Origin of the sequence: Nocardiopsis gilva YIM 90087, from assembly GCF_002263495.1 — a bacterium.
In the GTDB taxonomy this organism is placed as follows: Bacteria; Actinomycetota; Actinomycetes; order Streptosporangiales; family Streptosporangiaceae; genus Nocardiopsis_C; species Nocardiopsis_C gilva.
In genome coordinates this window covers 514,566-538,505 of record NZ_CP022753.1, presented here as the reverse complement: position 1 = coordinate 538,505, position 23,940 = coordinate 514,566, and the positions used below count along the sequence as shown (strand labels likewise).

29 protein-coding genes and 1 pseudogene are annotated in these 23,940 nt (G+C 70.3%); 16 read left to right on the top strand and 14 right to left on the bottom strand.

What is annotated here, in order from left to right; genetic code table 11:
- The first annotated feature begins 5 nt into the window (after positions 1–5).
- The 3 genes from CDO52_RS02730 (at position 6) to CDO52_RS02720 (ending at position 2,724) form a co-directional block, all read left to right on the top strand.
- The gene (locus CDO52_RS02730) at positions 6–1,331 is read left to right on the top strand and encodes a hypothetical protein (protein ID WP_017621806.1); all 1,326 of its coding nucleotides are present in this window, start codon (positions 6–8) and stop codon (positions 1,329–1,331) included.
- A 146-nt stretch (positions 1,332–1,477) separates the two neighbouring features.
- The gene (locus tag CDO52_RS02725) at positions 1,478–2,071 is read left to right on the top strand and encodes a TlpA family protein disulfide reductase (protein WP_017621807.1); all 594 of its coding nucleotides are present in this window, start codon (positions 1,478–1,480) and stop codon (positions 2,069–2,071) included.
- Entirely contained in the window at positions 2,068–2,724 is a 657-nt protein-coding gene (locus CDO52_RS02720) for an SCO family protein (RefSeq protein ID WP_152471894.1), read from the top strand. Before CDO52_RS02725 ends, CDO52_RS02720 begins: the two co-directional genes overlap by 4 nt.
- A 36-nt stretch (positions 2,725–2,760) precedes the next feature.
- On the opposite strand, the gene CDO52_RS02715 is transcribed toward CDO52_RS02720, so the two are convergent.
- Together CDO52_RS02715 and CDO52_RS02710 are read right to left on the bottom strand one after the other, a co-directional pair.
- The gene (locus CDO52_RS02715; protein ID WP_017621809.1) at positions 2,761–3,771 is read right to left on the bottom strand and encodes a M56 family metallopeptidase; all 1,011 of its coding nucleotides are present in this window, start codon (positions 3,769–3,771) and stop codon (positions 2,761–2,763) included.
- Positions 3,768–4,139 (bottom strand): BlaI/MecI/CopY family transcriptional regulator, encoded by a 372-nt coding sequence (locus CDO52_RS02710; RefSeq protein ID WP_017621810.1) that lies wholly within the window; start codon positions 4,137–4,139, stop codon positions 3,768–3,770. The genes CDO52_RS02715 and CDO52_RS02710 overlap by 4 nt, the downstream gene beginning before the upstream one ends.
- A 371-nt stretch (positions 4,140–4,510) precedes the next feature.
- On the opposite strand from CDO52_RS02710, the gene CDO52_RS02705 reads away from it, so the two are divergent.
- The 5 genes from CDO52_RS02705 to CDO52_RS02685 all read left to right on the top strand — a co-directional run bounded on the left by CDO52_RS02705 (position 4,511) and on the right by CDO52_RS02685 (position 7,891).
- Complete coding sequence (locus CDO52_RS02705; RefSeq protein ID WP_017621811.1) at positions 4,511–5,275, top strand: cytochrome c biogenesis CcdA family protein; 765 nt, start codon at positions 4,511–4,513, stop codon at positions 5,273–5,275.
- 319 nt (positions 5,276–5,594) lie between these two features.
- Positions 5,595–6,257: a tRNA-dependent cyclodipeptide synthase gene (locus CDO52_RS02700; protein ID WP_017621812.1), complete on the top strand. Its 663-nt coding sequence runs from the start codon at positions 5,595–5,597 to the stop codon at positions 6,255–6,257.
- 58 nt (positions 6,258–6,315) lie between these two features.
- The gene (locus tag CDO52_RS02695) at positions 6,316–6,945 is read left to right on the top strand and encodes a TlpA family protein disulfide reductase (RefSeq protein ID WP_017621813.1); all 630 of its coding nucleotides are present in this window, start codon (positions 6,316–6,318) and stop codon (positions 6,943–6,945) included.
- Positions 6,942–7,709, top strand: coding sequence for a class E sortase (locus CDO52_RS02690; protein WP_232524368.1), 768 nt, complete (start codon positions 6,942–6,944; stop codon positions 7,707–7,709). The genes CDO52_RS02695 and CDO52_RS02690 overlap by 4 nt, the downstream gene beginning before the upstream one ends.
- Complete coding sequence (locus tag CDO52_RS02685) at positions 7,706–7,891, top strand: hypothetical protein (protein WP_157745393.1); 186 nt, start codon at positions 7,706–7,708, stop codon at positions 7,889–7,891. The genes CDO52_RS02690 and CDO52_RS02685 overlap by 4 nt, the downstream gene beginning before the upstream one ends.
- A gap of 214 nt (positions 7,892–8,105) precedes the next feature.
- Here the strand turns inward: CDO52_RS02685 and CDO52_RS02680 are convergent, their stop codons facing one another.
- The 7 genes from CDO52_RS02680 to CDO52_RS02650 form a co-directional block, all read right to left on the bottom strand.
- Positions 8,106–8,477 carry a BlaI/MecI/CopY family transcriptional regulator gene (locus CDO52_RS02680; protein WP_017621816.1) on the bottom strand — a complete coding sequence of 124 codons (372 nt, stop codon included), beginning with the start codon at positions 8,475–8,477 and terminating at the stop codon, positions 8,106–8,108.
- 57 nt (positions 8,478–8,534) lie between these two features.
- Positions 8,535–8,753: a hypothetical protein gene (locus CDO52_RS02675; RefSeq protein ID WP_157745390.1), complete on the bottom strand. Its 219-nt coding sequence runs from the start codon at positions 8,751–8,753 to the stop codon at positions 8,535–8,537.
- Between the two features lie 11 nt (positions 8,754–8,764).
- On the bottom strand, positions 8,765–8,971 hold the full coding sequence (locus CDO52_RS02670) for a hypothetical protein (RefSeq protein WP_017621818.1): 207 nt from the start codon (positions 8,969–8,971) through the stop codon (positions 8,765–8,767).
- Positions 8,972–9,004: 33 nt separating this feature from the next.
- Positions 9,005–9,283, bottom strand: coding sequence for a glutaredoxin family protein (locus CDO52_RS02665; RefSeq protein ID WP_017621819.1), 279 nt, complete (start codon positions 9,281–9,283; stop codon positions 9,005–9,007).
- Between the two features lie 3 nt (positions 9,284–9,286).
- Positions 9,287–10,012, bottom strand: a complete 726-nt coding sequence (locus CDO52_RS02660) for a peroxiredoxin family protein (RefSeq protein WP_017621820.1) — start codon at positions 10,010–10,012, stop codon at positions 9,287–9,289.
- A complete protein-coding gene (locus tag CDO52_RS02655) occupies positions 10,002–11,018 on the bottom strand; it encodes a cytochrome c biogenesis CcdA family protein (RefSeq protein ID WP_017621821.1) in 1,017 nt (338 codons plus the stop codon). The genes CDO52_RS02660 and CDO52_RS02655 overlap by 11 nt, the downstream gene beginning before the upstream one ends.
- Positions 11,019–11,242: 224 nt before the next feature.
- Positions 11,243–11,488, bottom strand: coding sequence for an SHOCT domain-containing protein (locus CDO52_RS02650; protein ID WP_232524367.1), 246 nt, complete (start codon positions 11,486–11,488; stop codon positions 11,243–11,245).
- Between the two features lie 181 nt (positions 11,489–11,669).
- On the opposite strand from CDO52_RS02650, the gene CDO52_RS02645 reads away from it, so the two are divergent.
- The gene (locus CDO52_RS02645) at positions 11,670–11,945 is read left to right on the top strand and encodes a hypothetical protein (protein ID WP_017621823.1); all 276 of its coding nucleotides are present in this window, start codon (positions 11,670–11,672) and stop codon (positions 11,943–11,945) included.
- 100 nt (positions 11,946–12,045) lie between these two features.
- Here the strand turns inward: CDO52_RS02645 and CDO52_RS02640 are convergent, their stop codons facing one another.
- The gene (locus CDO52_RS02640) at positions 12,046–12,264 is read right to left on the bottom strand and encodes an SHOCT domain-containing protein (protein WP_157745387.1); all 219 of its coding nucleotides are present in this window, start codon (positions 12,262–12,264) and stop codon (positions 12,046–12,048) included.
- 652 nt (positions 12,265–12,916) lie between these two features.
- Between CDO52_RS02640 and CDO52_RS02635 the strand changes: the two genes are divergently transcribed.
- From CDO52_RS02635 to CDO52_RS02625, 3 genes are all read left to right on the top strand, one after another.
- Complete coding sequence (locus CDO52_RS02635) at positions 12,917–13,888, top strand: hypothetical protein (protein WP_152471896.1); 972 nt, start codon at positions 12,917–12,919, stop codon at positions 13,886–13,888.
- The gene (locus tag CDO52_RS02630) at positions 13,872–14,222 is read left to right on the top strand and encodes a GntR family transcriptional regulator (protein ID WP_017621826.1); all 351 of its coding nucleotides are present in this window, start codon (positions 13,872–13,874) and stop codon (positions 14,220–14,222) included. Before CDO52_RS02635 ends, CDO52_RS02630 begins: the two co-directional genes overlap by 17 nt.
- 342 nt (positions 14,223–14,564) lie before the next feature.
- Positions 14,565–15,464 carry a phosphorothioated DNA-binding restriction endonuclease gene (locus CDO52_RS02625; RefSeq protein WP_017621827.1) on the top strand — a complete coding sequence of 300 codons (900 nt, stop codon included), beginning with the start codon at positions 14,565–14,567 and terminating at the stop codon, positions 15,462–15,464.
- Positions 15,465–15,522: 58 nt separating this feature from the next.
- On the opposite strand, the pseudogene CDO52_RS29650 reads toward CDO52_RS02625, so the two are convergent.
- Positions 15,523–16,452: pseudogene (locus CDO52_RS29650) on the bottom strand (nucleotide-binding protein); the annotation flags it as partial.
- Between the two features lie 2,075 nt (positions 16,453–18,527).
- On the opposite strand from CDO52_RS29650, the gene CDO52_RS02610 reads away from it, so the two are divergent.
- Both CDO52_RS02610 and CDO52_RS02605 read left to right on the top strand, forming a co-directional pair.
- Complete coding sequence (locus CDO52_RS02610) at positions 18,528–19,511, top strand: NAD(P)H-quinone oxidoreductase (protein ID WP_017621830.1); 984 nt, start codon at positions 18,528–18,530, stop codon at positions 19,509–19,511.
- A gap of 39 nt (positions 19,512–19,550) precedes the next feature.
- Positions 19,551–20,117, top strand: a complete 567-nt coding sequence (locus tag CDO52_RS02605; protein WP_017621831.1) for a bacterial proteasome activator family protein — start codon at positions 19,551–19,553, stop codon at positions 20,115–20,117.
- Between the two features lie 117 nt (positions 20,118–20,234).
- Here CDO52_RS02605 and serS read toward each other — a convergent pair whose 3' ends face one another.
- Complete coding sequence (gene serS / locus CDO52_RS02600) at positions 20,235–21,503, bottom strand: serine--tRNA ligase (protein WP_026126434.1); 1,269 nt, start codon at positions 21,501–21,503, stop codon at positions 20,235–20,237.
- Between the two features lie 311 nt (positions 21,504–21,814).
- Between serS and CDO52_RS27140 the strand changes: the two genes are divergently transcribed.
- Positions 21,815–21,997 (top strand): hypothetical protein, encoded by a 183-nt coding sequence (locus CDO52_RS27140; protein ID WP_152471897.1) that lies wholly within the window; start codon positions 21,815–21,817, stop codon positions 21,995–21,997.
- Entirely contained in the window at positions 21,994–22,152 is a 159-nt protein-coding gene (locus CDO52_RS27135) for a hypothetical protein (RefSeq protein WP_017621834.1), read from the top strand. Before CDO52_RS27140 ends, CDO52_RS27135 begins: the two co-directional genes overlap by 4 nt.
- Before the next feature lie 161 nt (positions 22,153–22,313).
- Here CDO52_RS27135 and pheA read toward each other — a convergent pair whose 3' ends face one another.
- Both pheA and CDO52_RS02585 read right to left on the bottom strand, forming a co-directional pair.
- Positions 22,314–23,261, bottom strand: a complete 948-nt coding sequence (gene pheA, locus CDO52_RS02590; protein WP_017621835.1) for a prephenate dehydratase — start codon at positions 23,259–23,261, stop codon at positions 22,314–22,316.
- 78 nt (positions 23,262–23,339) lie between these two features.
- Positions 23,340–23,906, bottom strand: coding sequence for a DUF4446 family protein (locus CDO52_RS02585; protein ID WP_232524366.1), 567 nt, complete (start codon positions 23,904–23,906; stop codon positions 23,340–23,342).
- Positions 23,907–23,940 lie beyond the last annotated feature (34 nt).

The following is a 23,940-nucleotide window of genomic DNA, read 5'->3' as shown; positions in this document are numbered from 1 at the left end:
ACCCGATGAGCACGACCCTCGTCCTGGCCCACGGTGTGGGCGGCCGCGAGGACCTTCCGCTGCCCTTCTCCTACGCCCTGACTGGCGCGGCGATCGCTCTGGTGGTCTCCTTCGCCGCGCTCGGCCTGCTGTGGCGCCGGCCGAAGCTGACCGGAGTCGCCGCCGGCCGACCTCTACCTCGACACCTCGCCTCCGCCCTCGACGGCCCGGTCCTGCGCTGGGCGCTTCGCGTCCTCGGACTCGCGGTCACGGCCTTCGTCGCCGTGGCCGCCGTCCTCGGCCGTGACGACGCGCTCAACCCCGTGCCCGGCTTCGTCTACGTGCTGCTGTGGGTGGGCCTGGTACCAGCGTCCCTGCTGTTCGGGCCGGTGTGGCGGCTGCTCAACCCGCTGCGCACCATCCACCGGGGCCTGGCCTTTCTCCTGCGTACGCCTCCTGAACGCGGTGTGTGGGCCTACCCGGATCGGCTCGGCTACTGGCCGGCGGCGGCCGGGCTGCTCGCGTTCACCTGGCTGGAGCTGGTCTGGCCGCACAGTAGCGACCTGGCCAGCCTGCGGCTGTGGTTCGCCTGCTACGCCACCGCTCAGCTTCTGGGAGCGCTGGCGTTCGGCGACCGCTGGTTCGAACGCGGTGACGCGTTCGAGGTCTACTCCTCGCTCATCGGTCGGCTGTCCCCCCTGGGCCGCCGCCGGGATGGGCGCCTCGTGGTGCGCAATCCGTTCGACGGGCTCGACGGATTGGCGCCGATGGCCGGGCTAGCGGGCGTGGTGGCCGTCATGCTGGGGACCACCGCCTACGACAGCGTGTCCAACGCCCCCTGGTGGATGTCGTTCATGGGCTCGGCTCCCCTGCCGGACATCCTCGTCGGCACACTCGGGCTGCTCATCGCCGTCGCGCTCGCCGCGGCGCTGCTGGCCAGCGGGGCGGGGGCGGCCGGGGCGATCGGCGGGTCCCGCTTCAGTGGTCTGCCGACAGCGTTCGCGCACTCCGTGGTCCCCGTCGCCGTGGGCTACCTGGTGGCACACTACTTCTCCCTGCTGCTGTTCGAGGGCCAGCGCACGCTCATCCTCGCCTCCGACCCTCTGGGCACCGGCGCGGACCTGTTCGGCACGGCCGAGCACGGCGTGGACTTCAACGTGGTGACTCCGGCGACGATCGCGCTGGTCCAGGTGATCGCGGTGGTGACCGGGCATGTTCTCGGCGTCATCGCCGCCCACGACCGAGCGCTGCGCCTGTTCCCCGCCCGCCGGGCCGTCGCGAGCCAGCTCCCGCTGCTCGCGCTCATGGTGGCCTACACCGTCGGCGGCCTCACTCTGCTGTTCGCCACCTGAGAGCGGTGTCCGGTCAGCTGCCAAGCTGTGCGGGAGTGCCGTTTCGTCCCGTTTCCCGGGGGTGGGGAATCGCCTGTCACTCATACAACTAAGGTTGTTAGTCGACAGGTCGACGGTAAGCCGTCGAGAACGGAGGGGGCACCAGCATGGGAGGGTTTCGCCGGGCACTGATCGCGGTGGCCGTTGTGGCCGTCGTGATGGGTGTCGGCGTGGTGCTGCTACTCGGCGACGGCGACCGGCCACCCGCGCCTTCATCCTCGAGCACGCCAACGGGGGTCACCCGGTTCGCGCCAGAGGAGCGCCCGGACGCCGAGCCCCTGGCCGGTCCTCTGCTGGAGGGGGGACGCATGGATCTGGACTCCCTGCGCGGCGACGTCGTGGTGGTCAACGTGTGGGGCTCATGGTGCCCGCCGTGCCGCGAGGAGGCACCGGACCTGCAGCGGACCTGGGAGGAGACCCGCGACGAGGGGGTGCAATTCCTGGGGGTCAACACCCGCGACACAGAATCCGGCGCCCGATCCTTCGTCGAGGAATTCGGCATCACCTACCCCAGCATCATCGACCCCGACGGCGAGCGGCTGCGCGCGTGGCGGGAGCTTATCCCCGTCCAGGCGATCCCCAGCACCGTCGTGATCGACCGCGACGGCCGGGTGGCCGCGCGGGTCATCGGCCCCGTCACCGACGACACCCTGCGCGACCTGGTCGATGCAGCCGCACGTGAGAGGAAACCGGATCAGTGAGAATTCCACGGCTCAACCGGGTGGGACTGGCGCTCTCGGTCGCTGTCGCACTCGTCGCCGCCGGGTGCGCCGCGCCTGGAGAGCAGGGTGATTCCGCCCTGGAGGTGGTCGGCGGACCGGATCAGAACGGCTACCACGGCAACTACATGGACCCGCCCTACGCGATGCCGGAACTGACCTTCACCGACACCTCGGGCGAGGAGTACCACCTGGCCGAGGACACCACCAAGCCGCTCACGCTGGTGTTCTTCGGTTACACCAACTGCCCCGACATCTGCCCGACGGTCCTCGCCGACTCCGCGGCGGCGATCCGCCGGATGCCCGCCGAGCAGAAGGGCGACGTGCAGTTGGTGTTCATCACCACCGATCCGGACCGCGACACGCCCGAGGCGATCAGGGAGTACCTCGACCGCTTCGATGAGTCGTTCGTCGGTCTTACCGCCGACATGGACACCATCGAGCAGGCGGCCGACGACCTGGTCGTGGAGATCGAGCCCAAGAGGGAGCTGTCCGGTGGCGGCTACGCCACCGACCACGGATCGCACGTCATCGGGTTCAACGCCAAGGACGAGGGATGGTTGCTGTGGACCCCCAGCACCGCTGTGGGCGATCTGCGTGCGGACTACACCCGGTTCCTGGCCGAACAGCAGTGAAGAAGGCCGAGGACCGTGTTCGAACCGGAGGAGTCATCACGACAGGCAGTCGCGCGTCACCGGCATCGCCTCGCATATCTCCGCGTGGCTCACCGCGCCGGGGTCGGTGACGCAACAGGCGGTGTCCAGCAGCGTGGCCGCGGGACCCGCGAAGCCCGCCACCGGTAGGGCGACCAATGCCGCGGTGGCGCTTCCCACCAGCGCGGCCTGCGCCCGGCCGAACGGACGCACTCCGGTGATCAGGCGCCTGATCCGATCGCCTGTGCCGGACCCGCCGGCCGCGAAGGCTCCCGCGGGGCTGGGTTGACCGGCAACGTTGAGCAGCGCCTCGGCCGCGACCAGGCGGTGGGTAGAGCGCGCGGCGGCGTCGTCGGCGACCAGCTCCAGCAGGCGCACGGTCTCTTCCCTGGCCGCTCGAAAGAGCGCCAGCCCGGGGAAGGCGGAGTTCAGGGCGATGGCCACGGCGGCCACGAGATCGTGGCGACCGCGCAGGTGGGCGCGCTCGTGTGCCAGCACCGACCGGAGCTGCTCCTCACTGAGGGCGTTGAGGGCACCACTGGTCAACACGATGTCCTGACGGATGCCGGGCAGGCAGTAGGCGGCAGGCACCGAGTGCTCGATGACAACCGCGCCGCTACGGTGAGGCTGGGATCCGAGCAGGCGCAGCGTCTCGCGGTGACGGCGGCGATCGGTGATCGCTCGCGCCAGCGTTACGGCCAGACGCCATCCACAGCGCACCCCCACCAGCAGAGCGAGCACGGCGCCGCTGACGCCGATCACCGCCCCGCCCGGCGTGGCGTACTGGACGCGCAGCGCCGCCAGACACGCCCGCAGCAACTCGGCGAGGTCGGTGCCCAGGCGCAGATCCGGCACGCTCAACGCGAGGCCGCCCAGCACCAGAGAGATAACGAAGGCGAGGCTCAGCGCCTGCCACGCGGCGATGCCCAGCCGCGGCGCCCGCTCCACCCAGCGCGCCCGCCGCATGGCGTGGGGGCCGACCGCGGCCAGCAGCACGGCGTAGGCCAGCAACAGCAGCGCGACGGTCACGTCAGGCCCTCGCCCCGTTTGGCCTCCTCCAAGGCGCCGCGCAATTCGACGAGCTCCTCGCTCGGCAGCCGGGCCACCAGCCGGGACAGCACCGCCGCCTGGTCGGGTGCCGCTTCCAGGGCCTCTTCGACCAAGCCGGTGGCGTAGTCCTCCTGGCTGGCGGCCGCCCAGTAGACATAAGCGCGGCCCTGCTTGGCGCGGTCGAGCCAGCCCTTGTGGAACAGGATGTCCATCACCGTCTGCACCGTCGTGAACGCGATGTCCCGTTCGCGCTGCAGATCCGCCAGCACCTCGCGCACCCGCACGGGTGTCGCGGAGGCCCACACCGATCTCATGATCGCCGCTTCCAGATCTCCGAACCGCGGCATTCGGACCCCTCTTCCTGTTCACCTCGTGGCCGGCGTCACCACCTGTGGCGTGGAGCCGACGGGGGCACTGCCACTCGGCCGACCAGTACGCCCAACCAGCCTAGGCGATGATGGCGCGTCGCCACTCAGCTCCCGAGGGTGCGGATTTGCCTGAGAAACCTAGGCATTTGGACAATTTCGCACAACGGTCACCCTGGCGCCTTCCCAGCGACCTGGAACGTCCCTTATTACCCCAACTACACCCCCATGCACCACCTGAGGGAGGGGATGGCAGAGTACACCTATGCACCTTAGGTTCCTGGGTGCATCCATGCCCGACTGGTGCGCACCGCGTATCCGACCGAACCGCCACAAGGACCGCATCCGGACCAATGGACATCTCGCAGATCGTCACCGCCGGCCCACTGCTGCTCGCCATTCCGCTCGCTCTGGCGGCCGGCGCCATCACGTTCCTGTCCCCCTGCTGCCTGCCGCTCGTACCGGGCTACCTCTCCTACGTCACCGGCATGTCGGGCGCCGAAGGCCAGAGCCAGGCGCGCGGCGGTACGCTCCGCGCGCGCACGGTGGTGGGCACACTCCTGTTCACAGCCGGGTTCTCCGGTCTCTTCGCCGCCTACGGGGCGTTCTTCGGCAGCCTGGGGAGCCTGCTGTTCGAGTACCAGGACATCATGATCCGCACGCTGGGCGTGATCACCATCCTGCTCGGCCTGATGTTCGTGGGCGCCTTCCAGCGCATCCCCTGGGTCAACCGCAGCCTGCACATCCGCCTCCTGCCACGCGGCGGCCTGGCCGGCGCCCCGCTGCTGGGCGTACTGTTCGGCCTGGGCTGGACACCCTGCATGGGACCGACCCTGGCCGCGGTACTCGCGCTTTCCACGGCGACGGGCAGCGCAGGGCGCGGAGCCTTTCTCGCCTTCGCCTACGGGCTGGGCGTGGGACTACCCTTCCTCATCGCCGCCATCGCGCTGACCAAGACGATGCGCGCGCTGGCCTGGGCGCGAAGACACGCCCAGACGGTGACCCGCGTCGGCGGGGTGATGCTCGTCCTGGTCGGCGCCGCCCAGCTCAGCGGTCTGTGGACCGCGTTCATCCTCGTCATGCAGCAATGGTCCGGCGGCTATGAGCTGTGGCTCTGACGGCTCCAGCCGGACCTCCTGGCTGTCAGCCCCTTCGACTTCCTCTCCCTCCACCCCGGCCACGGCCGACTACGCGGCCGACGCCATGACCGCCTACGCCTCGCGAGACTCCCGAAATCCAGGACAACCCAGTCCGCCTACACCTAAGCTGCATAGTCGACGGGGGCGTCAGTCCGTGACTCAACGAAACGCGCTTCGCGGCAACGGCGAGCAGACGGGGAGAACCGCAGCTGTGCACAGAAAACCGGAGCCTCAGAAGGCGGCGGAAGACACACCCAACGGGCATGCCCACCCGCCGAGTCCGACCGAGGAGGAGGGGATGCTGGTACGACCGTTGTCGCCTTACTGCGTCCCCGCCCTAGCCGAGCGCACGCACGCCTGCCTTGGCATCAGCCCGTTCAACGGCTACTTCACCACCGGGCGGATCAGGGATCTGGCCGCGTGGGCGCTCAACCGCTTCGAGTCGATGCACCTGTACATGCCCGACGGGCCGACGGCGACGACGCTGGCAGCCCTCGGATACGCGCCCGCTCGGGCTGCCGCCAAGGCCCGCTCCCAGTGCAGGTACCTGCGCAACAAGATGGTCCGTGCCCTGGACGATCTCGGGGTTCCCGCCCCGGAGGAGCTCATCCTGGACTCGGCCGCGCTCGCGGACAACACGCGTTACCAGGAGCTCCTGAACGACGCCCACGCCCTCTTCGACCACGACTCCGAGTTCCGAAGATCGTGCCTGGAGGCGGCCCGGTGGGTTCTGCACGGCCGGATCGCCCCCGATGAGATGAGCCAGGAGCGGCTGCGGACCGCGGTCCCCTACCTGCTCGCAGAGCTCCCGTTGTTCAGCCACACCCCCGAGATCGTCGACGTATCCGTGTCGGTGTTCTGCTACCACCGGCCGCCGGAGTTCGTGGAACACCTGGTCCACCGACGCCTGGCCTGGTGCCCCTTACCCAAGCAGGGGTTCGCGGTGGTCACTCGCCCGTGACCGCGGACCGCGGCACGTCCGCTAGGGGCACGCCCCGACCCACTCAGTGAGGTTCCCGATGATGCTCTTCGACAGACCCGGTGGCCGCCCGTACCCGGCATTCCGGGCAGGTGCGGCCGCCACCGCGCTGACGCTCGCGCTCGCGTCCTGCGCCAGCACCGAGGCCTCCACCGGCGGCGGGGGCGACCAGCGCTACATCCAAGGCGACGGCACCGCCACCGAATTCGCCCCCGACGAGCGGATGCCAGCGCCCGAGGTCAGCGGGGAGACCCTCGACGGCGACCCGGTCAGCCTGGACGACTACCGCGGCGATGTCCTCGTCCTCAACGTCTGGGCGAGCCGGTGCGGGCCCTGCCGCGCGGAGATCCCCGTCCTCAAGGAGGTCTACGCCGACCACAAGGGCAGAGGCCTGGAGTTCCTCGGCATCAACATCAAGGACGACCGTACCGCCGCACAGGCCTTCGAGCGGGAACTGGAGGTCGGCTACCCCAGCATCTACGACCAGCCGGGCATGGTGCCGCAGGCCTTTCGGGACACCGTCCCGCCCCAGGCGATCCCCAGCACGATCGTCATCGACCACGAGGGTCGCATCGCCTCCGCGGTCGTCGGCGAAACCACCTACAACCAGTTGACCGACCTCGTCGTGCCGGTGCTCGACGAGCGCAACGAGGAGACGGACGCGCCGTGACAACGAGGATCCCGCAGGTCGGCCCACCACAACGCCATGCTGGGCGACGCCGTCGGCGCGCCCCGGCCCGTCGTCCCCGGTTCACCGTCGGCGGCCTCATCCGCGGCGTGGTCGGCCTGGTCGGCGAGCTCGCACTCACCGCGGGCCTGGTCATGCTGCTGCTGGCGGCATGGGAGCTGCACGGCAAACAAATCGAGGTCGATCGGGGGCAGGAGCAGCTCGCGACCGGTCTCGACGAGCAGTGGTCCCAGACCGCCGGACCGGATGCCGAGCCGCTGCCGGGGTCAGCGCACAGCCGGATGTACATCCCCTCCCTGGATCTGGACTGGGTTGTCGTCCACGGGGTCACCCAGGAGGACATCCGGCACGCGCCCGGCCACTACCCGGACTCGGCCGAGCCGGGGCAAGTGGGCAACTACGCCATCGCGGCCCACCGCAGCCCCGGGATGTTCTGGGATGTCGACCTGCTGGAGGAAGGCGACGCCATCGTGCTGGAGGACCGGGAGAACTTCCACACCTACGAGGTCATCGGCAACGAGGTGGTGACCCCCGACCGGGTCGACGTCGTCGGACCCGACCCGTTCGACCCCGGCAACGACGAGCCGGAGCGGGCCCTGGTGACGCTCACGACCTGCTATCCGAAGCTGTCGAACGAGAAGCGGCTGATCGTCTACGCCGAGTTGTCCGACACCCGCCCCAAAGACCAGGGCATGCCCGAGAGCATCGCCCACATGGCGCCCGACACCGAGAACCAGGAGGGGTGAGTCGGACGATGTACAGCCTGATCTGGCGGATCCTGCCGGGGCCGCGGCCGGTGAAGCTCGTGCTGGCCCTCGGCCTCGTCGCGGGGGCGGTGGCCCTGCTGTGGTTCACCGTCTTCCCGTGGGCCGATCCCTACCTGCCGTTCAACGAAAGCACCCTGGCCGTCGACCAGTCGGAGGGGTGACGAGACGGCAGGGAGCGACGTCCGTTCCCGCGGACCCCTGGTACAGGACGGGTCCCGATAGGCGCGGCCGCCAGGTCGCGGCCCGACCAGCCCGGGCTGTGCCGAATCTTCATAACCGCTGCACGGCCCCGCTCCACCCAGCGCGCCCGCCGTATGACAGCCAACCCGGCCGTGGCGAGCAGTAACGCCTAGCCCAGGAGAAGAAGCGCGGTGGTCAACTCAGGCCCTCGCGCTGCTTGGACTCCTCCAGCGCCTCCTGCAGCTCGGCAAGATCCTCACTGGGCAGCCGCGCCACCAGTCGCGACAGCACCGCCGCCTGGTCGGGCGCGGCCTCCAGTGCCTCCTCCACCAGCTCCGTGGCGTAGTCCTCCTGGCTGGCGGCGGCCCAGTACCGGTAGCCGCGCCCCCGCTTAACCCGGTCCAGCCACCCCTTGCGGTAGAGGATGTCCATCACCGTCTGCACCGAGGTGAAGGCGATGTCCCTCTCCTGTTGCAGGTTCTCCAGCACGTCACGCACCCGCACAGGCGTGTCCGCCGCCCACACGGCTCGCATGATCGCCGCCTCCAACTCGCCAAACCGCAGCATCGCCCTCCTCTCTCGGTCGAATCGCTCTCTCGTGGCCTTCAGAACTCGGCCTCGCGGTTAGGTAGAGGGGGCGGTGTCAGTGGAGTGGGCCTGGTGCTGTTTGAGTTCGGCCAGTTCCTCCCGAGCGGCGCGCAGTTCCTGTTCCAGACGCTCGGCCCGTTCGTCCATGTGCTGTGGTGCGCCGCCCATGGCGCAGGTGCCGCGACGCATCGGGCGTATACAGCAGAAGTAGGTGGCGGTGAAGGCCACGACCACCGCGGCCAGTGGCAACAACACCTCCACGACCATCACCGCCCGTCCGGGGTGGCGGCACGGCCGGGCTCGGTGCGCAGCTCGTGGATCTCCGCGCGCAGCCGGGCGAGTTCCTGCTCGTGGGCGCTGGTGCGGGACTGGTGTTGTCCCTGGTCGCCGGAGGGCCTGCGCATCATCATCCACATCATGCCGCCCATGCCGATGGGGCAGGCCAGCAGGGCCAGGATGTAGAGCATGTCCATTCTCGGACTCCCTTGGTCGATGGGTTCTGGGTGTCAGCGGGTGGCGGGTGGTGGGGTGGTTGCGCGGCGCTGGAGTGTGCGTCGGAGTTTGCGTTCGGACAGCCGGCCGTGGCCGAAGGGTTCGCCATCCAGCAGGGTCCCGGGGGCGAAGAGCACCCGCGCCTTCTGCGCCAGCCGACGGCCGGTGTCTGTGTCCAGGTCGATCTCGGTGACGTGGATGTCGTGGTCGGCGCCGACGGCCTCCAGCACCCGCTTGGCGTGCTCGCAGAGGTCGCAGTCGGCCTGGGTGAGCAGGGTGATCTCGGCGGTCACGCCTCAGGCCCCTTCCTTCAGGTCGGCGCGCATGTCGGCCAGCAGCTGGTCCACGGGCAGGAACATGACGTACTTGGGCTTGCCGCCGTAGTCGGCGCGCCAGCGGATCTCGCCTTCGGGCGAGATGAGCAGGAAGCTGTGGCCGTTGTGCGAGCCGCCCATCATCCCGTAGGAGTTGGTGTCGTAATTCCTGGACACCGTCAGGTCGGGGTCGGCGAGGGTGGGGGTCGACAGCCCCATGTCGCGCGACTTCTGCGCGGAGACCTCGACCGGGTCGGTGCTGATCGACAGCACCTGGTCGATTCCGGCCTTCTCGAGGTCGTCGGCCTGCTTCTCCAAGGCGGTGATCTGGTCGAAGCAGGGCTGGCACATCACGCCCTCCTGGAAGTACAGCAGGACACTCTGGCCGCGATAGTCCGACAGCGAGACGTCCTCGCCCGTGGTGGCCGGCAGCGTGAAGTCCGGCGCCTGCTCCCCCGCGCCAGGCTCACCGACGAGGTAGGGGTACTTGTCAGTGCCGTGCACGGTCATCTCCCCGGCGGCCTGGCCACCCTCGGAGGACTCCGGGCCGGGCTTGAGCAGGTAGACGCCTCCGGCGATGAGGACGACGGCCGCCAGCGCCGCGCCGAGGACGAGCAGCGTCCTGCGTCGTTGGCGGCTCGCCTGTTGCTTGGTGGACGCGCCGCGCAGGGCGGCGCTGCGGGGCCGGGCGGTACGGTTAGCGCTCATCCGGGGCGCTCCTCTCGGTCGCGGTGGGTGCGGCCGGTGCCTCGGCGCTGCCGTCGCCGCAGCAGGAGCCAGGCATCTCAGGGCCGGTGGCCGCTGCGGTCGGACCCGATTCGGTGGGCTGATCCGTGGGATGGCCAGTAGGTGCGGCCACGGAAGAGGTGCGGGGCCGCAGGGCCCGGCGCACCACGAATATCGCCGCGGCCAGTAGCACCAGGGCGAAGGCGACGCCGGGCAACCAGGACAGCGCGTCGGTGACCTGGGCGGCCACATGCTGCAACCACGCCGACACCCGGACCTGCCAGCCGTCGTTGGGCACTCCGGGGCCCTTGACCGCCGAGACGAGGGTGATCACGCCCATGGCGACCAGCAGCACGCCGGTGGCCGCGGCGCCCACCGACAGCACGTGTTCGTACCGGCCCAGGCGCAGCCGGACGCTGCGACCGCGCAGGAAACCTTCCACCCGGGCGGTGTGGCGGTCCCACAGCAGCGCCAGCAGCATCAACGGGGCCACCATGCCCGCCACGTAGGTCAGCGACACGCCCAGCGCGGCCAGCCAGGAGGTGGCCGCGCCGGAGAGCATGGCCACCCCGGCCAGCACCGGGGCGCAGCAGGCCGACGCGATACCGGAGAAGGCCCCCAGTGCGAAGGTCGACCCGATCCCCCTCCCCATCGGGGCGCTGCCACCCGGCATCGGCATCGACAGCTTGACCCCGGCGAGCACGAGGACGCCGGCCACGAGCATCACCGCGCCACCGATACCGAAGAGCAGCGTGTGATGGTCCGACAGGGCCGCCGACACCGCAGCCGCTCCCAGGCCGATCGGCACGATGATCGCGGCGATCCCGGCGGCGAACACCAGCGTCGCGCCCACCACTCGCCCGGGGCTGCGAAAACCCGTCGCGAAATAGGCCGGCAGCATCACCGACACACAGCAGGGCGCCAGCAGCGCCACGAACCCGGCCAGGAACGACGCCAGCAACGTCGTCCCGAACAGCACCTCACCCATCGGCCATCCCCATCCGCTCCTCCTCCGGCGTCAGCATGTCGCGGACCAATATACCGAAACACCTTAGGTAATTCGGCCAATAAGAGTGAGAGTCGGGTGAGAATCTCGTCGTCCAGCTCTGCGGAGCCACATGGCCTCACCAACACGGGACAGCCCCACAGGGGCCGATGAGCCAGCGGCACCTACGTGACGCGAGCACGGCCGAACCGAGGCTCGACGGGCTGCTACCCGCCCTCGATCCGCGCGCGCAGCCGCTGGTACTCCTCCTCGTCAATCTCACCCGCGGCCAGACGCCGATCGAGTACCTGACGAGGAGATTCCTCCGGCAGGCGGCGGACTTCTGTCCAATGTGACCCGCCGGAGAGTCGTCGCGCCGTCAACACGATGCCGAGCACGATCAGCACCAGCAGCGCCAGCCCGACCAGGCCCCACAGCAGCATCCAGGCCATGCCCATTCCCGTGCCGTCCATCACGGCCATCACCTCCTCCCCACCCGCGCCAGCCACCCGAACAAGCGGTGCGAGCCCTGTGCCCGCCGGGTATCTGGCCCCGCACGGCGATTCCCCTACACCTAAGGATTTTAGTTGTTAATGTGATCTCCGCCGGCGCCGCCAAGCCGGTTCAACCCGCGACAACACTCGGGAGATCGTTATGAGCAGGAGCAAGGCCGTCCGTTGGAGCACCCGAGCCGTGGCCACGCTGGCCACCGCCGTCGGAGCCCTGGCCTTTGCCGGGGTGACGCCTGCGCTCGCCGCATCCGAATGCGGGTGCCCCATGAGCAAGGCGTGCGAGCAGCTGGGCGAGTGCCCCCCGGGGATGTGCGAGTCGATGCACACCCCGGCCATGAAGGAGGCGATGCAGCACATGCAGTTGCCCCTGGAGATGGCCGGGATGATGGAGCAGCGCGAGTGCGACATGGCCTGCTAGCCACTACCCCGCCCCCGCGCCAGTACCCACTGGGGCGGGGGCGGCGCCGCGCGGCCGAAGGAGGCCGGATTCGACCCCCGGAACGACGCGGCCACTCGCCTCACCGGTTCAGCAGATGAGTCAGCCGACGGTCAAACTCCTCGTGATCGATCTCGCCGCGCGCGTAGCGCTCCTTGAGGATGTCCACCGCGCTCTCCCCCTGGGGGACCGATGCCTGCGGCGCGACGGCCGCAACCGCAGGACGACCGTGGCGCAGGAGCAGCACGGCGACAGCTGCGATGGCGGCGACAAGCAGCAAGGTCGACAGAGTCGATGCCACGACACCCTGCCACGCCGGCCCCGCCGCGGCCATCCACTCACCACATCCCATCGCTGGCCTCCTCTCCGCGCGGATGTCGACTTCCGCGCACCCCACTCTACCCATACACCTAAGGCGAATAGTTATTCGCCGCTGGTAGCGCCCGGCGGCGCCGCGTCCTACAGCTCCACGCTGTGTGCGGTATCCGCAGGCACTTCTTGATGCCCACCCCCGCTGGCGCACCAATGACGACCGCGAGCACAAGCCGGAAAGGCTGTAGCAGGTCAGCGAGATCCGCTTCGCCGCCATAGCCGACGCGCTGGTGGCCAGGTATGCCACAGGCTGGCTCCGCGGACGCGACTGGGCCAAACTCCCCTGACAGGCCCTGGGGCCGACGGTCGGTGCCCACACGCTCGTGCCAACGCGATGCGGGCGGTGTGCTCCTTCTACGGGGCGCGACGGAAAACCGCCAGGTGACAATCCGCGCGAAGATCCCGCTGTTGCGGCCGTGGGTGCCCGGACCGGTTTCGCTCCGGCCGGATGGCTACCTGCGTGCACGGCACGACCGCCGCGTTTCGGGTGCATCTACCCCTCGGACCTCTCCCGCACGTCGCGACATAACAGCACAAAGTTTCTACTGTTATAGTCCTATGCAAACAGTAGGAGGTTTCGCATGCACCCGAATCCCGGAACCGGCCGCTCCGGACGGACGCGCCGCTGGTTGGTGGCCCTGGTACCCGTCGTTCTGATGGCCGCTATCCCCTCCGTGATCGCCCTCTTCTACCAGTCGCGCATCGCCGAACAGATGTTCAAGGGCGTGGTCCTGGTCTCGGTGCTGATGGCGATTGCCATCGGGGGGACGACGATGGTGGCCCTGGCGAACCACCCGCGGAGCGCGGCACTGCAACGCCAGGCCGCCACCGAGAGCGCGGCCATATCCGGTCTTTTCGGCACGTACGCCACGCTGCATGTCGTCTCGCTGATCGACACCCCAGCGCCCGCTGACATCAGCTGGTTCGGACTGTCGGAAGCGCCCGGCTGGTTCTGGCTTCCGGGTATCGCGGTCGCGGCCGCCGTCGCGGCCCTGGCGGGGGCGCTCGGCCGGACCGAGGCGCTCCCGGTCGCGACGGAGGCGCCGCCCGTCGGCGCACCGACCCTCCGCCTCGCCCCACGGCAGAAGGCCATGTTCGCCGCCACGACCTGGCTGCGGTCGAACCTACAGATGGGAGCGCCCTTGCTCGCCGTGGGTCTCGCATTGGCGGTTGCAGGCGTCAGGGACGGCCAGGCACTCGTCCCGGGGCTACTCTTCGTCGCTCTCGGCTTCTTGAAAATCGGACAGGCGCACGCCCGGCTCCTCATCGACGATCGAGGCGCCACGCTCGTCATCGCGGGGTTGGTGCGCTCAACCGTCCCCTACCAGCACATAAGCCAGGCCGACGCTTTGGCGGCGTCACCGCCCACCACGTCTTTCCCGCCCTCAGGCAGCGACTGTGGCTGGGGCGCGTCCACCGGAAGGGGGCCAGCTCTCGGTCTCCGGTTGACCGACGGCCGGGCCTTCGTGTTCTCCACTGGCAAGGCCGAGATGGCGGCCGCTCTGGTCAACGGCTACCTGCACCGGGAACGGAACCATGCTGATCACGATTGATCCGACGTCCTCCCAGCCTCTCGCCGACCAGGTCGCGGCATCGGTCCGGGCCGCCCTCTCCAAGGGAATCGCGCAGCCCGGCGAGAAGCTACCCTCGGCCCGGACCGTAGCCTCCGCGCTCCAGATCAACCTGCACACGGTGCTCCGCGGCTACCAACAGCTCCGCGACGAGGGCCTCGTCGAACTTCGCCGCGGGAGAGGAGCAGTGATCATCGCCTGCGGCAGCCACTCCGGGCTGAACGACGCCGCCCGGACGTTTGCCGAGGCGGTCCGGCATTTCGGGGCCACCGAGGAGGAGGCCATCGAGGTGTTCCGCAACGCCATGCGCGACTGACGTCGCTCATTATGCGCGCCTGTGTACCCAGACAGACCGCACGTCGGGTGTGGGCTCATTTCGTTCGTTCTCGGCAATTCGCGTGCGGTGCTCCGCCCGCACGGCGCGAGAAACCTACGCCATCCGGTTCGGGAGCGTCCGGACGGCTCCGATTCTGTTCAGGAGGAGGGCCGAACCTGCGAGCTCGGGGAGGAAAGCCGGGCGCGTGGGCTCAGCCGAACAGAACGGCTTCCCTGGCCACAAGTTCGAGATCTACCGGGGTTTCCCGCGACAACGCCGGAGGCGGGCACATCCGACGTAACCACGGCACGGGCGGGGAATCGGGGGTCGTAGACTCCCGCTGTGGATTGGGTTGAGCGGATCGCCGGGATCAAGCGGTGGTCGCGTGGTGGGTATCGGGCTCCGCACAAGCCGTTGCTGATCTTGTATGCGCTTGGCCGGTTTCAGGCTGAGGGGGATGCTCCGATCCCCTATCGGGCCGCCGAGGGGCACCTGAAGAGGTTGCTCGATGAGTTCGGGCCGTCGACGGCGACAACGCCTGCCTACCCCTTTCATCATCTGACCAACGATGGCCTGTGGATGGTGGACACGGCGTACCACCACGGATCCCCTGGTCCTTATGTCACGCGGTTGCGGGAGAGCGATGCGCGGGGGCGGCTCACACCGGAGCTGGTGGTGGCGTTGAGGGAGGATCCGCAGTTGCTGGCGCGGATCGCGCGGTCGCTGTTGGATGCCAATTTCGAGCCTTCATTGCACGCCGACATCTGCATGCTCACGGGACTGAGCCTGGAGGCGGTGGAGGTTCCGCCGAATGGGGCGCAGTGCGCGGTTGAGCCCCGAGATCCCGCGTTTCGGGAGCAGGTGCTCGTCGCCTATGAGTATCGCTGCGCCTTCTGCGGCTACGACGGCTGGCTCGACAACGTGGCCGTCGCCCTGGAGGCCGCTCACGTGCAGTGGTGGGCCTTTGATGGGCCCGACCGGCCAGACAATGGGCTGTGTCTGTGCTCGCTGCACCACAAGCTGTTCGACAAAGGCGTGCTCGGGCTCACCGATGAGCATTCGATCGCCGTTTCGGCAAAGTTCGTCGGGCGAGCCAGCAGTGCGCAGGACCTGGTGGTGGCGCTCAGCGGACGGCCCGCAGCGGAGCCGCAGGCCGGATTCCCGGCTGTCGAGTTGGAGCGCATCGACTGGCATTGCCGTCAGGTCTTTCGGGGACCCGCACGACAGGCGGCCGCCGCGTAGGCCCGCTCTCTCCTGCCCTTTCGACGAGAGAGCGGGCCTGACCACGTCCGTCCGGCGCCTAGCGGGGCCAGGCGAAGGCCTCGCCGACCGTGGCGGCCAGCTGGAGGTAGGCGTCGCGCGTGGCCGGGGTGAGGAGGTCCAGGTCGACCTCGGCTCCCTCCTCCAGGTGGGGGTCCCACGGGACGCGGACCACCGCGCGGCAGCGGCTGGAAAAGTGCTGTTCCAAGCGGTCGAGGTCGATGGTGCTCTTGCCGTCCGTGCGCACCATCGACAGCACGACGACCGCGCCGCGGACCAGGTAGCCGTACTCGTGGGCCTCCAGCCAGTCGAGAGTGGCGCTGGCGCTGCGCGCGCCGTCGACGGATGCCGAGCTGACCAGGACCACCTGGTCGGCCAGGCCCAGGACGCCGCGCATCGCCGAGTGCAGCAGCCCCGTGCCGCAGTCGGTGAGGCAGATCGAGTAGTAGTGCTCCAGTATCCGCGTGACCTGGCGGTAGTCCTCCTCGCTGAACGCCTCCGACACGGCGGGGTCCCGGTCGGAGGCCAGGATCTCCAGGCGGCTCGCCGCCTGGGACGTGAACCCGCGGATATCGGCGTAGCGCCGGATCGAGTCGCGCTCGTTCAGTAGGTCGCGGATGGTCGCGGCCGTCTGCAGCCGCACCTTGTCCGAGAGCGTGCCGCGGTCGGGGTTGGCGTCCACGGCGAGGACGCGGTCACCGCGCAGGGAGGACAGCATGGAGCCCAGCGCGACCGTCGTCGTGGTCTTGCCGACACCGCCCTTGAGGCTGAGCACGGCCACACGGTGGTGCCCGCCCGCGACGTGCGTGGTCGCGCGGGCGGTGAGTTCCCGGCGACGCACCTCGTTGGCCGACTCACCCGGATTCACCAGGCCGAACGTCGCTGACTGCACGACCTTGCGCCACCCCGTGGCCGAGGGCTTGGGGCGGTTGCGCACCAGCGAATCGGCGTCAAGCATGTCCGACGTCTCGCTGGAACCGCCCTGGGTTCCCTCACTCTCTCCGGCGATGTGCGCGCGGTACTGGAAGGGGTGCCCACCAGTGGGAGGATGCGCCGCCGGGCCCGGCGTCACCTGCTGCTGCGGGCCGCCCCAGGGGTTGTTCGGTCCCATCGGCGGCTGGCCGCCCGTCGGGTAGCCCTGGGGCGGGCCGACCGGGGGCGGACCGGGCTGCTGCTGTGGTTGCTGCGGCCCCGCGTGGTGGGGGCCTGGTTGTTGAGGTCCCGGCTGGTGCGGGTGGGGGTGCTGAGGTCCCGTCTGCTGTGGGCCCGGGTACTGCTGCGGTCCACCGGGGCCGGGCTGCTGCGTCGGCGGGCCAGGGTGGTGGGGGTGCTGCTGCGGGCCCTGCTGCCGCGGCCCTTGCTGGTGCGGACCCTGCTGATAGGGACCGGCCTGGTGCGGGCCCGTCGGCCGCGGCGGCCCCGGGTACGGCGTCTGGGGACCCGTGTACTGCGGGCCCGGTCCCGGCTGCTGGGGATGCGGGGGCTGCTGCGGGCCGGGGGACGGGTACGGCGGGTAGGGCTGGGGCTGCTCCGGGTAGGCGGGGGCGTTCTGGTTCGGGGTGGACTGCCCGTTGGGCAGATGCGGGGGCACCTGCGGGCCGCTCGGCGGTCCTTGGAGTGCCGGTCCCTGAACGGCCGGGTCACTCTCGGGGGGCTGGGCGGGGGCCTGCTCGAACCGCTCCGCCTGCTCCGCTGGAGGCAGCGGTGTCGCGGGCGGCGCCTCCTCGGCGACCGGATCAGCGGGCGCTTCGGCGAATCCCTCGACAGGTGCCTCGGCGGGGGCGTCCAGGGGTGCCGGGTCCGCCGCGGGCGGCTGTTCCGCGGCGGGCTGCTCCAGCGGGGGGAGCTGCTCGGGCTCGGGGACGTCGTCGAACGCGGTCTGGTCCGGCGCCTGTATCGGCTCGTACGGGTCCGCGGTCGTTCCCATGGACGCGCCAGCGGGGGAGTCGCCCTCCCCCACGCCGGGGGCATGCGTCGACGGCGGGGCCACCTGGTCCCACCCCTCGTTCCCCGGAGGGGTGGACGGTGCCCACGCGGTCGCGTCCGCCTCGGGCATGACGGGGGGCGCGGGCGCGTCCCACGCTTCTTGAGAGGGGGCGGGCTCCGGCGGCTCCGGTGGCTGGGGCGCGGCATGGTCCGGCCACGCCGCGGGGGCGTGACTCGCCTCCGGCCACACCGGCGGCGCCCCGGGTACCTGGTCGTGGCCCATGGGCGCCACGGGAGGCGCGTCGACCTGTGCGTCCGGCTGGGGCTGAGATTCCTGGACGGGCGCGGGCGCCGACATCTGGGCATGCGGGGACTGGGCCGGCTGCTCCCATTGGCCCCAGTACGGCTCAGGCGCGGATTCCGGCGTCGGGTCGGCGGGCGGCTGGGCTGCCTGCGGACCCACCGCCGGTGCGTCCTGCTCCCCGTACTGGCCCTGGTACTGCTGGCCGCCGTCGTGCTGGAGGTGACCGTCGCCGGGAGTCTCTGGACCGCCCGGCCACTCTGGGCCCGGTGGAGGCTGCGGCCCGCTCCACGGAGCGGGTGAGGCATCGTCTCCCCCGCCTACCGCGTACGGCGGCGGGGGCGGCATGTCCCCGATCGCGTACGGTGGTGGGGGAGGGAAGCCACCGTCACCGAACCAGTCATCGGCCGGAGTCGTGTACCCCGCACCACCCGCCTGCTCACCGTGCTCCGCGTAGACGTTCTCAGCAGCGGCGTCGTGGTCACGTTCCCCGTCTCGCGGACGCGCACCCGCGAACTCCGAACCGTCGTGTTCTCTGTGTGCCACCGCGGTTCTCCTCAAGACGCTTTCCATGGGGGCGTGAACGATCGCAGCCGGGAGCCCCTTTCATTCGGGATGGATCGGGGGGACCGATCCCCCAGCCTCGCGATTATCTTCAGCTCAGTCAACAAACATAAAACCATCCGACGGCGACGCGGACACCACATCCTGACCGACTCCGGCCCACCGTCCACCAGGCGTGGGAGAGCCACTGGATCAGCCCCACACGGCTCCCCCGCCTCCGCCGCGCACCCGCGCATCCTGGGTAGCGTTCAGGCATGCATGCCATCGTGATCAACGAGCCGGGCGACGCCGACGTCCTCGCCTGGCGCGAGGTTCCGGACCCGGTCCCGAGCCTCGGCGAGGTGCTCGTCGACGTCACCGCGACCGCCGTCAACCGCGCCGACGTCGCCCAGCGCCAGGGCGCCTACCCGCCCCCGCCCGGCGCCTCGGAGTACCCGGGCCTGGAGTGTTCGGGAAGCATCGCTGAACTCGGCCCCGGCACCGAGGGCTCCGGATGGTCGGTCGGTGATGAGGTGTGCGCCCTGCTGACCGGGGGCGGCTACGCCGAGCGCGTCGCGGTCCCCGTCGGGCAGCTGCTCCCGATCCCGTCGGGCGTCTCCCTGGTCGAGGCCGCCACCCTGCCGGAGGTCGCCTGCACCGTCTGGTCGAACCTCCGTATGGTGGCCGGTCTGAGTGCCGGGGAGACACTGCTGGTCCACGGCGGAGGCAGCGGCATCGGCACCTTCGCCGTCCAGCTGGGCTGCGCCTTGGGCGCCCGCGTCATCGTCACCGCCGGGAGCGAGGCCAAGCTCGACCGCTGCCGGGAATTGGGCGCCGCCGTCGGCATCAATTACCGTGAAGAGGACTTCGCCGCACGGGTCAAGGACGCGACGGGCGGTTCCGGTGTCGACGTCATCCTGGACATCATGGGTGGCTCCTACCTGGAGTCCAATATCCGGTCGTTGGCCATCGGCGGCCGACTGGTCATCATCGGCCTGATGGGCGGGCGCAAGGCCGAGATCGACCTCGGCCGAATGCTGGTCAAGCGGCTGTCCGTGCACGCCACGACGCTGCGGTCGCGCCCCGCCGACGAGAAGGCACGGATCGTCGCCGGGGTCGCCGAGCAGGTGTGGCCACTGGTGGCCGCCGGCACCATCCGCCCGGTGCTGGATCAGACGCTTCCGCTGCCACAGGCCGCCGAGGCGCACCGCATCATGGAAGCGAGCGCACACATCGGCAAGATCGTGCTCACAACCTGACAACGCCGGGAATCGATACAGCCGCAAGGTGAGGGTTCAATGAACGACGGAGTGAACGAACAGCAGCAGCCGCAGGTCCTGGTCGTCGGCCCCGGCGGCGCCGCCCTGGGGTCCGCCCCCAACGGCGACTCCGAGCACGCCGCGGAGGAGGAGTCGGGGGACCGCTCTGTCGGGGAAATGGTGGAGCAGCCCGCCAAGGTCATGCGCATCGGCAGCATGATCCGCCAGCTCCTCGACGAGGTGAAGGCGGCCCCGCTCGACGAGGCCAGCCGGGCGCGGCTCCGCGAGATCCACACCAACTCGATAAAGGAACTCGAGGACGGACTGGCCCCGGAGCTGATCGAGGAGCTGGAGCGGCTCACCCTCCCCTTCACCGGCGAGACGACGCCGACCGAGGCCGAGCTGCGGATCGCCCAGGCCCAGCTGGTGGGCTGGCTGGAAGGCCTGTTCCACGGCATCCAGACCACCCTCTTCGCCCAGCAGATGGCGGCCCGCGCCCAGCTGGAGAACATGCGCAAGGCCCTCCCCGCCGGTTCGTCCCACGGCCAGGAGCCGGGGCAGGACCCCCTGGGTCAGGGCGGTCCCGGATCCGGGCCCTACCTGTAGCCCCCTCTCGCCTCCTTCACAGACAAGGGGCGGGGTGGGAGTCGTCGACGACTCCCACCCCGCCCCTTGTCACAGGTCGGGTCCACGCGCCCGGGCGGGTGAGGCCCGGCGCGGCCGCTACTTCTTCGCCACCGGCTCCAGGACGTCGCGACCGACGAACGGGCGCAGCGCCTCCGGCACCACGACGGAACCGTCGGCCTGCTGGTGGTTCTCCAGGATGGCCACGATCCAGCGGGTCGTGGCGAGGGTGCCGTTCAGCGTGGCGGCGAACCGCGGCTTGCCGTCGGCGTCCCGGTACCGGATGTTCAGCCGCCGGGACTGGTAGTCGGTGCAGTTGGAGGTGGAGGTCAGCTCGCGGTAGCGGCCCTGCGTGGGGATCCACGCCTCGCAGTCGAACTTGCGCGCGGCGCTGGACCCCAGGTCGCCGCCGGCGATGTCGACGACACGGTAGGGCAGCTCCAGCTTGTCGAGCATCTCGCGCTCCCAGCCCAGCAGCCGCTTGTGCTCCTCGTGCGCCTGGTCGGGATGCGTGTAGACGAACATCTCGACCTTGTTGAACTGGTGCACGCGGATGATGCCCCGGGTGTCCTTCCCGTAGGAGCCCGCCTCGCGGCGGAAGCAGGACGACCAGCCGATGTAGCGGTTCGGCAGCGCGTCGGCGGGCAGGATCTCCCCGGCGTGGTACCCGGCGAGCGGGACCTCGGAGGTGCCCACGAGGTAGAGGTCGTCGGCCGGGAGGCGGTAGACCTCGTCGGCGTGGGCGCCGAGGAACCCCGTGCCCTCCATGGTCTCCGGCTTCACCAGCACCGGCGGGATCATCGGAGTGAACCCGTGGGCCACCGCCTGCTGCATGGCCATGTTGAGCAGGCCCAGCTCCAGCATGGCGCCGACCCCGGTGAGGAAGTAGAAGCGCGCGCCGGAGACCTTGGCGCCGCGTTCGATGTCGATGGCGCCGAGCATCTCGCCCAGCTCCAGGTGGTCACGCGGGCTGAAGTCGAACGCGCGCGGGGTGCCGATCTCCTCCAGCACGGTGAAGTCGTCCACGCCGCCCTCGGGTGCGCCCTCCTCGACGAGGTTGGCCACGTCCTTGAGGGTCGCGTCGAGCTCCTCGCCGAGCCGGTCCGCCTCGGCCTCGGCCTCCTTGACCTCGGCGGCCAGCGTCTTGGCGCGGGTCAGCAGCTCCTCGCGCTCCTCCGGCGACGCCTTGGACACCGACTTGCCCACACTCTTCTGCTCGGCGCGCAGCGTCTCGAAGCGCGTCAGCGCGGCACGGCGGCGCGAGTCGAGGCCGAGCAGCCGGTCGACGACGGCGTCGTCTTCCCCGCGGGCCCGCTGCGAGGCGCGAAGGCGGTCAGGTTCGTCTCGGAGTGCGCGAAGGTCGATCACGTTCAGCAGGTTACCGGTGATGCGCGTCGGAGCCACATCGATCACCGCGCCGATGCCCCGCCAAAAGCGTCACCGCCTTGCCCTAGCGTCTCGACACGAGCGGGGCACATCGCGGGATCGGGATCCCGCAGAAAAAAATCCGCGCTTCTCGCGTCATGACCCGGGAGGACGCCCGTTTCACAAGTGGCGGGCGGGACTCGCGGGAGGGGCCGCGTCCGGTTCGCCACCGGCCGCACCGCGCGGCCGGCCCGACCCGGGTGTACACCGCACGCCTGTTGACCGCGTCCCCCACGCGGACGGAGGAGATCACGATGACGCAATGGTGGCCGATGAAGCCGGTCGCTTCGATGACGACCGCGGAGCTCGTGGCGGCTCTGCGGCGGTTGGCCTACGTGTCCCCGGACGACGTCGCACTGGAGAAGGCCCTGCGCGGCCGACTCGCCCTCATCTTGGGCGAGGAGCCGACGACCGAGCCCGAATGGAGCCTGGCATGAGCGTTGAGAAGAAAGAGGAGCGTCACGCGACCCCCCACCTGGGCTGCCGCCTGTGCGCACGCACCGGACGCACCCGGTTTGGCCGGGTGGACGCGGTGCGCGACCACGCGCCCCGCAGCGAAAGCGACTCGGCGAAGGGTACCGCGGCGCGGTAACGGCCGCGGGGAGGGCCACGGAGGCATGGGCGGCTCGCCGGGCCGCCCCGCCGACCTAACGGTCAGGCGAACACGGCGTGGGGAGCGTTCAGGAGGTGCTTCTCGGTGCGCGAACGGCCGTCGCGCCGCCCGCGCAGACTGCCGAAGGTGAGCGGTCGCGTCTAGGCGACGTCGCCCGAGCGGATGCGCTCCAGCCACCGCTTCGCGTCGTGGAACTCGGCGTTGCTGGTGCCCTTGGCCGGCATGCACTGGGTGGGGCCCGATCCCTCGTCGGCGCGCGGATAGCTGCCGAGGAAGCGGACGTCCCGGCAGACCCGGCGCAGACCCATCAGCGCCTCGCCGACGGCGGCGTCGGCGACGTGCCCGTCGGCGTCGATGCAGAAGCAGTACCGGCCCAGGCCGTCACCGGTGGGCCGGGATTCCAGCCTGGTCAGGTTCACACCGCGCAGCGCGAACTGGTTGAGCAGCTCGACGAGGGCGCCGGGGTGGTCGTCGGCGATGAACGCCACGAGCGAGGTGCGGTCGGCGCCCGTCGGGGCGGGCAGCGCGCCGGGGCGGCTCAGCTGGATGAAGCGGGTGGCGGCCTCCGACCGGTCGCCGATGTCGTTGGCGAGCGGGCGCAGCCCGTAGCGCTCCGCGGCGATGGCGGCGCACACGGCCGCGTCATAGGGCGCGCCCGGTTCGGCCACGGCCTGGGCCGCCGCGGCGGTGGACGCCACGGTGAACGTCTCGGCCTCGGGCAGGTGGGCCGAGATCCAGCCGCGGACCTGGGCGAGCGCGTGCGGATGCGTGGCGATCCGCTTGACGTCGGCGATGGCGGCGCCCTCCCGGGCGGCCAGCGTGAAGCGCACCGGGATCGCGGCCTCGGCGGAGATGAGCAGCGGCGTGCCGTTGATGAGTTCGGCGATGGTGGTGGTGACCCCGCCCTCGACGGAGTTCTCCAGCGGCACCACGCCCGCGTCGACCTCGCCGTTGCGGACCGCCGCGAACACGTCGTCGACACCGGAGCAGGCGACGGCGGCACCCTCGGGGATACCGGGGTGCAGCTCGCGCAGCGCGGCTTCGGTGAAGGTGCCCGCTGGTCCGAGATAGGCGTAACGGTTCCGCATAGCGCCAAGGCTATACCCGTTACCCAAAGTGACGAGAGTTAACGCGGTTGTCGACGCGTGCGGGAGCGCGCGGCGGCGTCAGGTCACGGCATCGGGCGCTTCGCGCAGCCGCACCGCCGGACCGGTGTCCGGGACGGCCTCGCGCGTCTGCGGCGCGTCCGTCTGCCGTTTCTCCTCCGCGGCGGCGCGCGCCGGTTCCATCGGGGGGATCCGCGAGACGGGCTGGGCGTCCGTGACGGTGACCTGCCCGAGCCCCTGCCCCAGTCGGGCGGCGCGGATGGCGCGGTACTCCTCTGGGGAGAGCGTCTCGGCCGCGCGTCCGGCCTGGATGGACTTGGCGTAGGTGCGGGACTCGGTGCGCCCGTTGATCGAGGAGATGACGATGCCGTCGCCCGCGGCGTTCAGCAGCGCGAGCGAGAACGACCGCGCGCCGGACATCTCCTCCAGCGCGTCGTAGCGCACCACCGCGACATCGCGGATGGCCCGCGCGTCCGTCTCTCCGGTATCGGGGACCTGCCGCTGGAGCAGCGCCTGGTAATCACCGATCGCGGTGCGGGACCGCATGACCGCGTATCCACCGACGGCCAGCCCGCCCACACCTGTCAGCATGCCGAGTCCGGCCAGGGTCATAGTGAGAGTGAGCACACTCCGAGCGTAACCGCTCGACCACGATTGACGC

Excerpts from the sequence above, each read along its gene's own strand:
- CDO52_RS02730 (WP_017621806.1), top strand. The coding sequence starts at position 6 with ATGAGCACGACCCTCGTCCTGGCCCACGGTGTGGGCGGCCGCGAGGAC.
- CDO52_RS02725 (WP_017621807.1), top strand. The coding sequence starts at position 1,478 with ATGGGAGGGTTTCGCCGGGCACTGATCGCGGTGGCCGTTGTGGCCGTC.
- CDO52_RS02710 (WP_017621810.1), bottom strand. The coding sequence starts at position 4,139 with ATGCCGCGGTTCGGAGATCTGGAAGCGGCGATCATGAGATCGGTGTGG.
- CDO52_RS02705 (WP_017621811.1), top strand. The coding sequence starts at position 4,511 with ATGGACATCTCGCAGATCGTCACCGCCGGCCCACTGCTGCTCGCCATT.
- CDO52_RS02700 (WP_017621812.1), top strand. The coding sequence starts at position 5,595 with ATGCTGGTACGACCGTTGTCGCCTTACTGCGTCCCCGCCCTAGCCGAG.
- CDO52_RS02695 (WP_017621813.1), top strand. The coding sequence starts at position 6,316 with ATGATGCTCTTCGACAGACCCGGTGGCCGCCCGTACCCGGCATTCCGG.
- CDO52_RS02680 (WP_017621816.1), bottom strand. The coding sequence starts at position 8,477 with ATGCTGCGGTTTGGCGAGTTGGAGGCGGCGATCATGCGAGCCGTGTGG.
- CDO52_RS02670 (WP_017621818.1), bottom strand. The coding sequence starts at position 8,971 with ATGGACATGCTCTACATCCTGGCCCTGCTGGCCTGCCCCATCGGCATG.
- CDO52_RS02660 (WP_017621820.1), bottom strand. The coding sequence starts at position 10,012 with ATGAGCGCTAACCGTACCGCCCGGCCCCGCAGCGCCGCCCTGCGCGGC.
- CDO52_RS02655 (WP_017621821.1), bottom strand. The coding sequence starts at position 11,018 with ATGGGTGAGGTGCTGTTCGGGACGACGTTGCTGGCGTCGTTCCTGGCC.
- CDO52_RS02650 (WP_232524367.1), bottom strand. The coding sequence starts at position 11,488 with ATGGACGGCACGGGAATGGGCATGGCCTGGATGCTGCTGTGGGGCCTG.
- CDO52_RS02645 (WP_017621823.1), top strand. The coding sequence starts at position 11,670 with ATGAGCAGGAGCAAGGCCGTCCGTTGGAGCACCCGAGCCGTGGCCACG.
- CDO52_RS02635 (WP_152471896.1), top strand. The coding sequence starts at position 12,917 with ATGCACCCGAATCCCGGAACCGGCCGCTCCGGACGGACGCGCCGCTGG.
- CDO52_RS02630 (WP_017621826.1), top strand. The coding sequence starts at position 13,872 with ATGCTGATCACGATTGATCCGACGTCCTCCCAGCCTCTCGCCGACCAG.
- CDO52_RS02610 (WP_017621830.1), top strand. The coding sequence starts at position 18,528 with ATGCATGCCATCGTGATCAACGAGCCGGGCGACGCCGACGTCCTCGCC.
- CDO52_RS02605 (WP_017621831.1), top strand. The coding sequence starts at position 19,551 with ATGAACGACGGAGTGAACGAACAGCAGCAGCCGCAGGTCCTGGTCGTC.
- CDO52_RS27140 (WP_152471897.1), top strand. The coding sequence starts at position 21,815 with ATGACGCAATGGTGGCCGATGAAGCCGGTCGCTTCGATGACGACCGCG.
- CDO52_RS27135 (WP_017621834.1), top strand. The coding sequence starts at position 21,994 with ATGAGCGTTGAGAAGAAAGAGGAGCGTCACGCGACCCCCCACCTGGGC.
- pheA (WP_017621835.1), bottom strand. The coding sequence starts at position 23,261 with ATGCGGAACCGTTACGCCTATCTCGGACCAGCGGGCACCTTCACCGAA.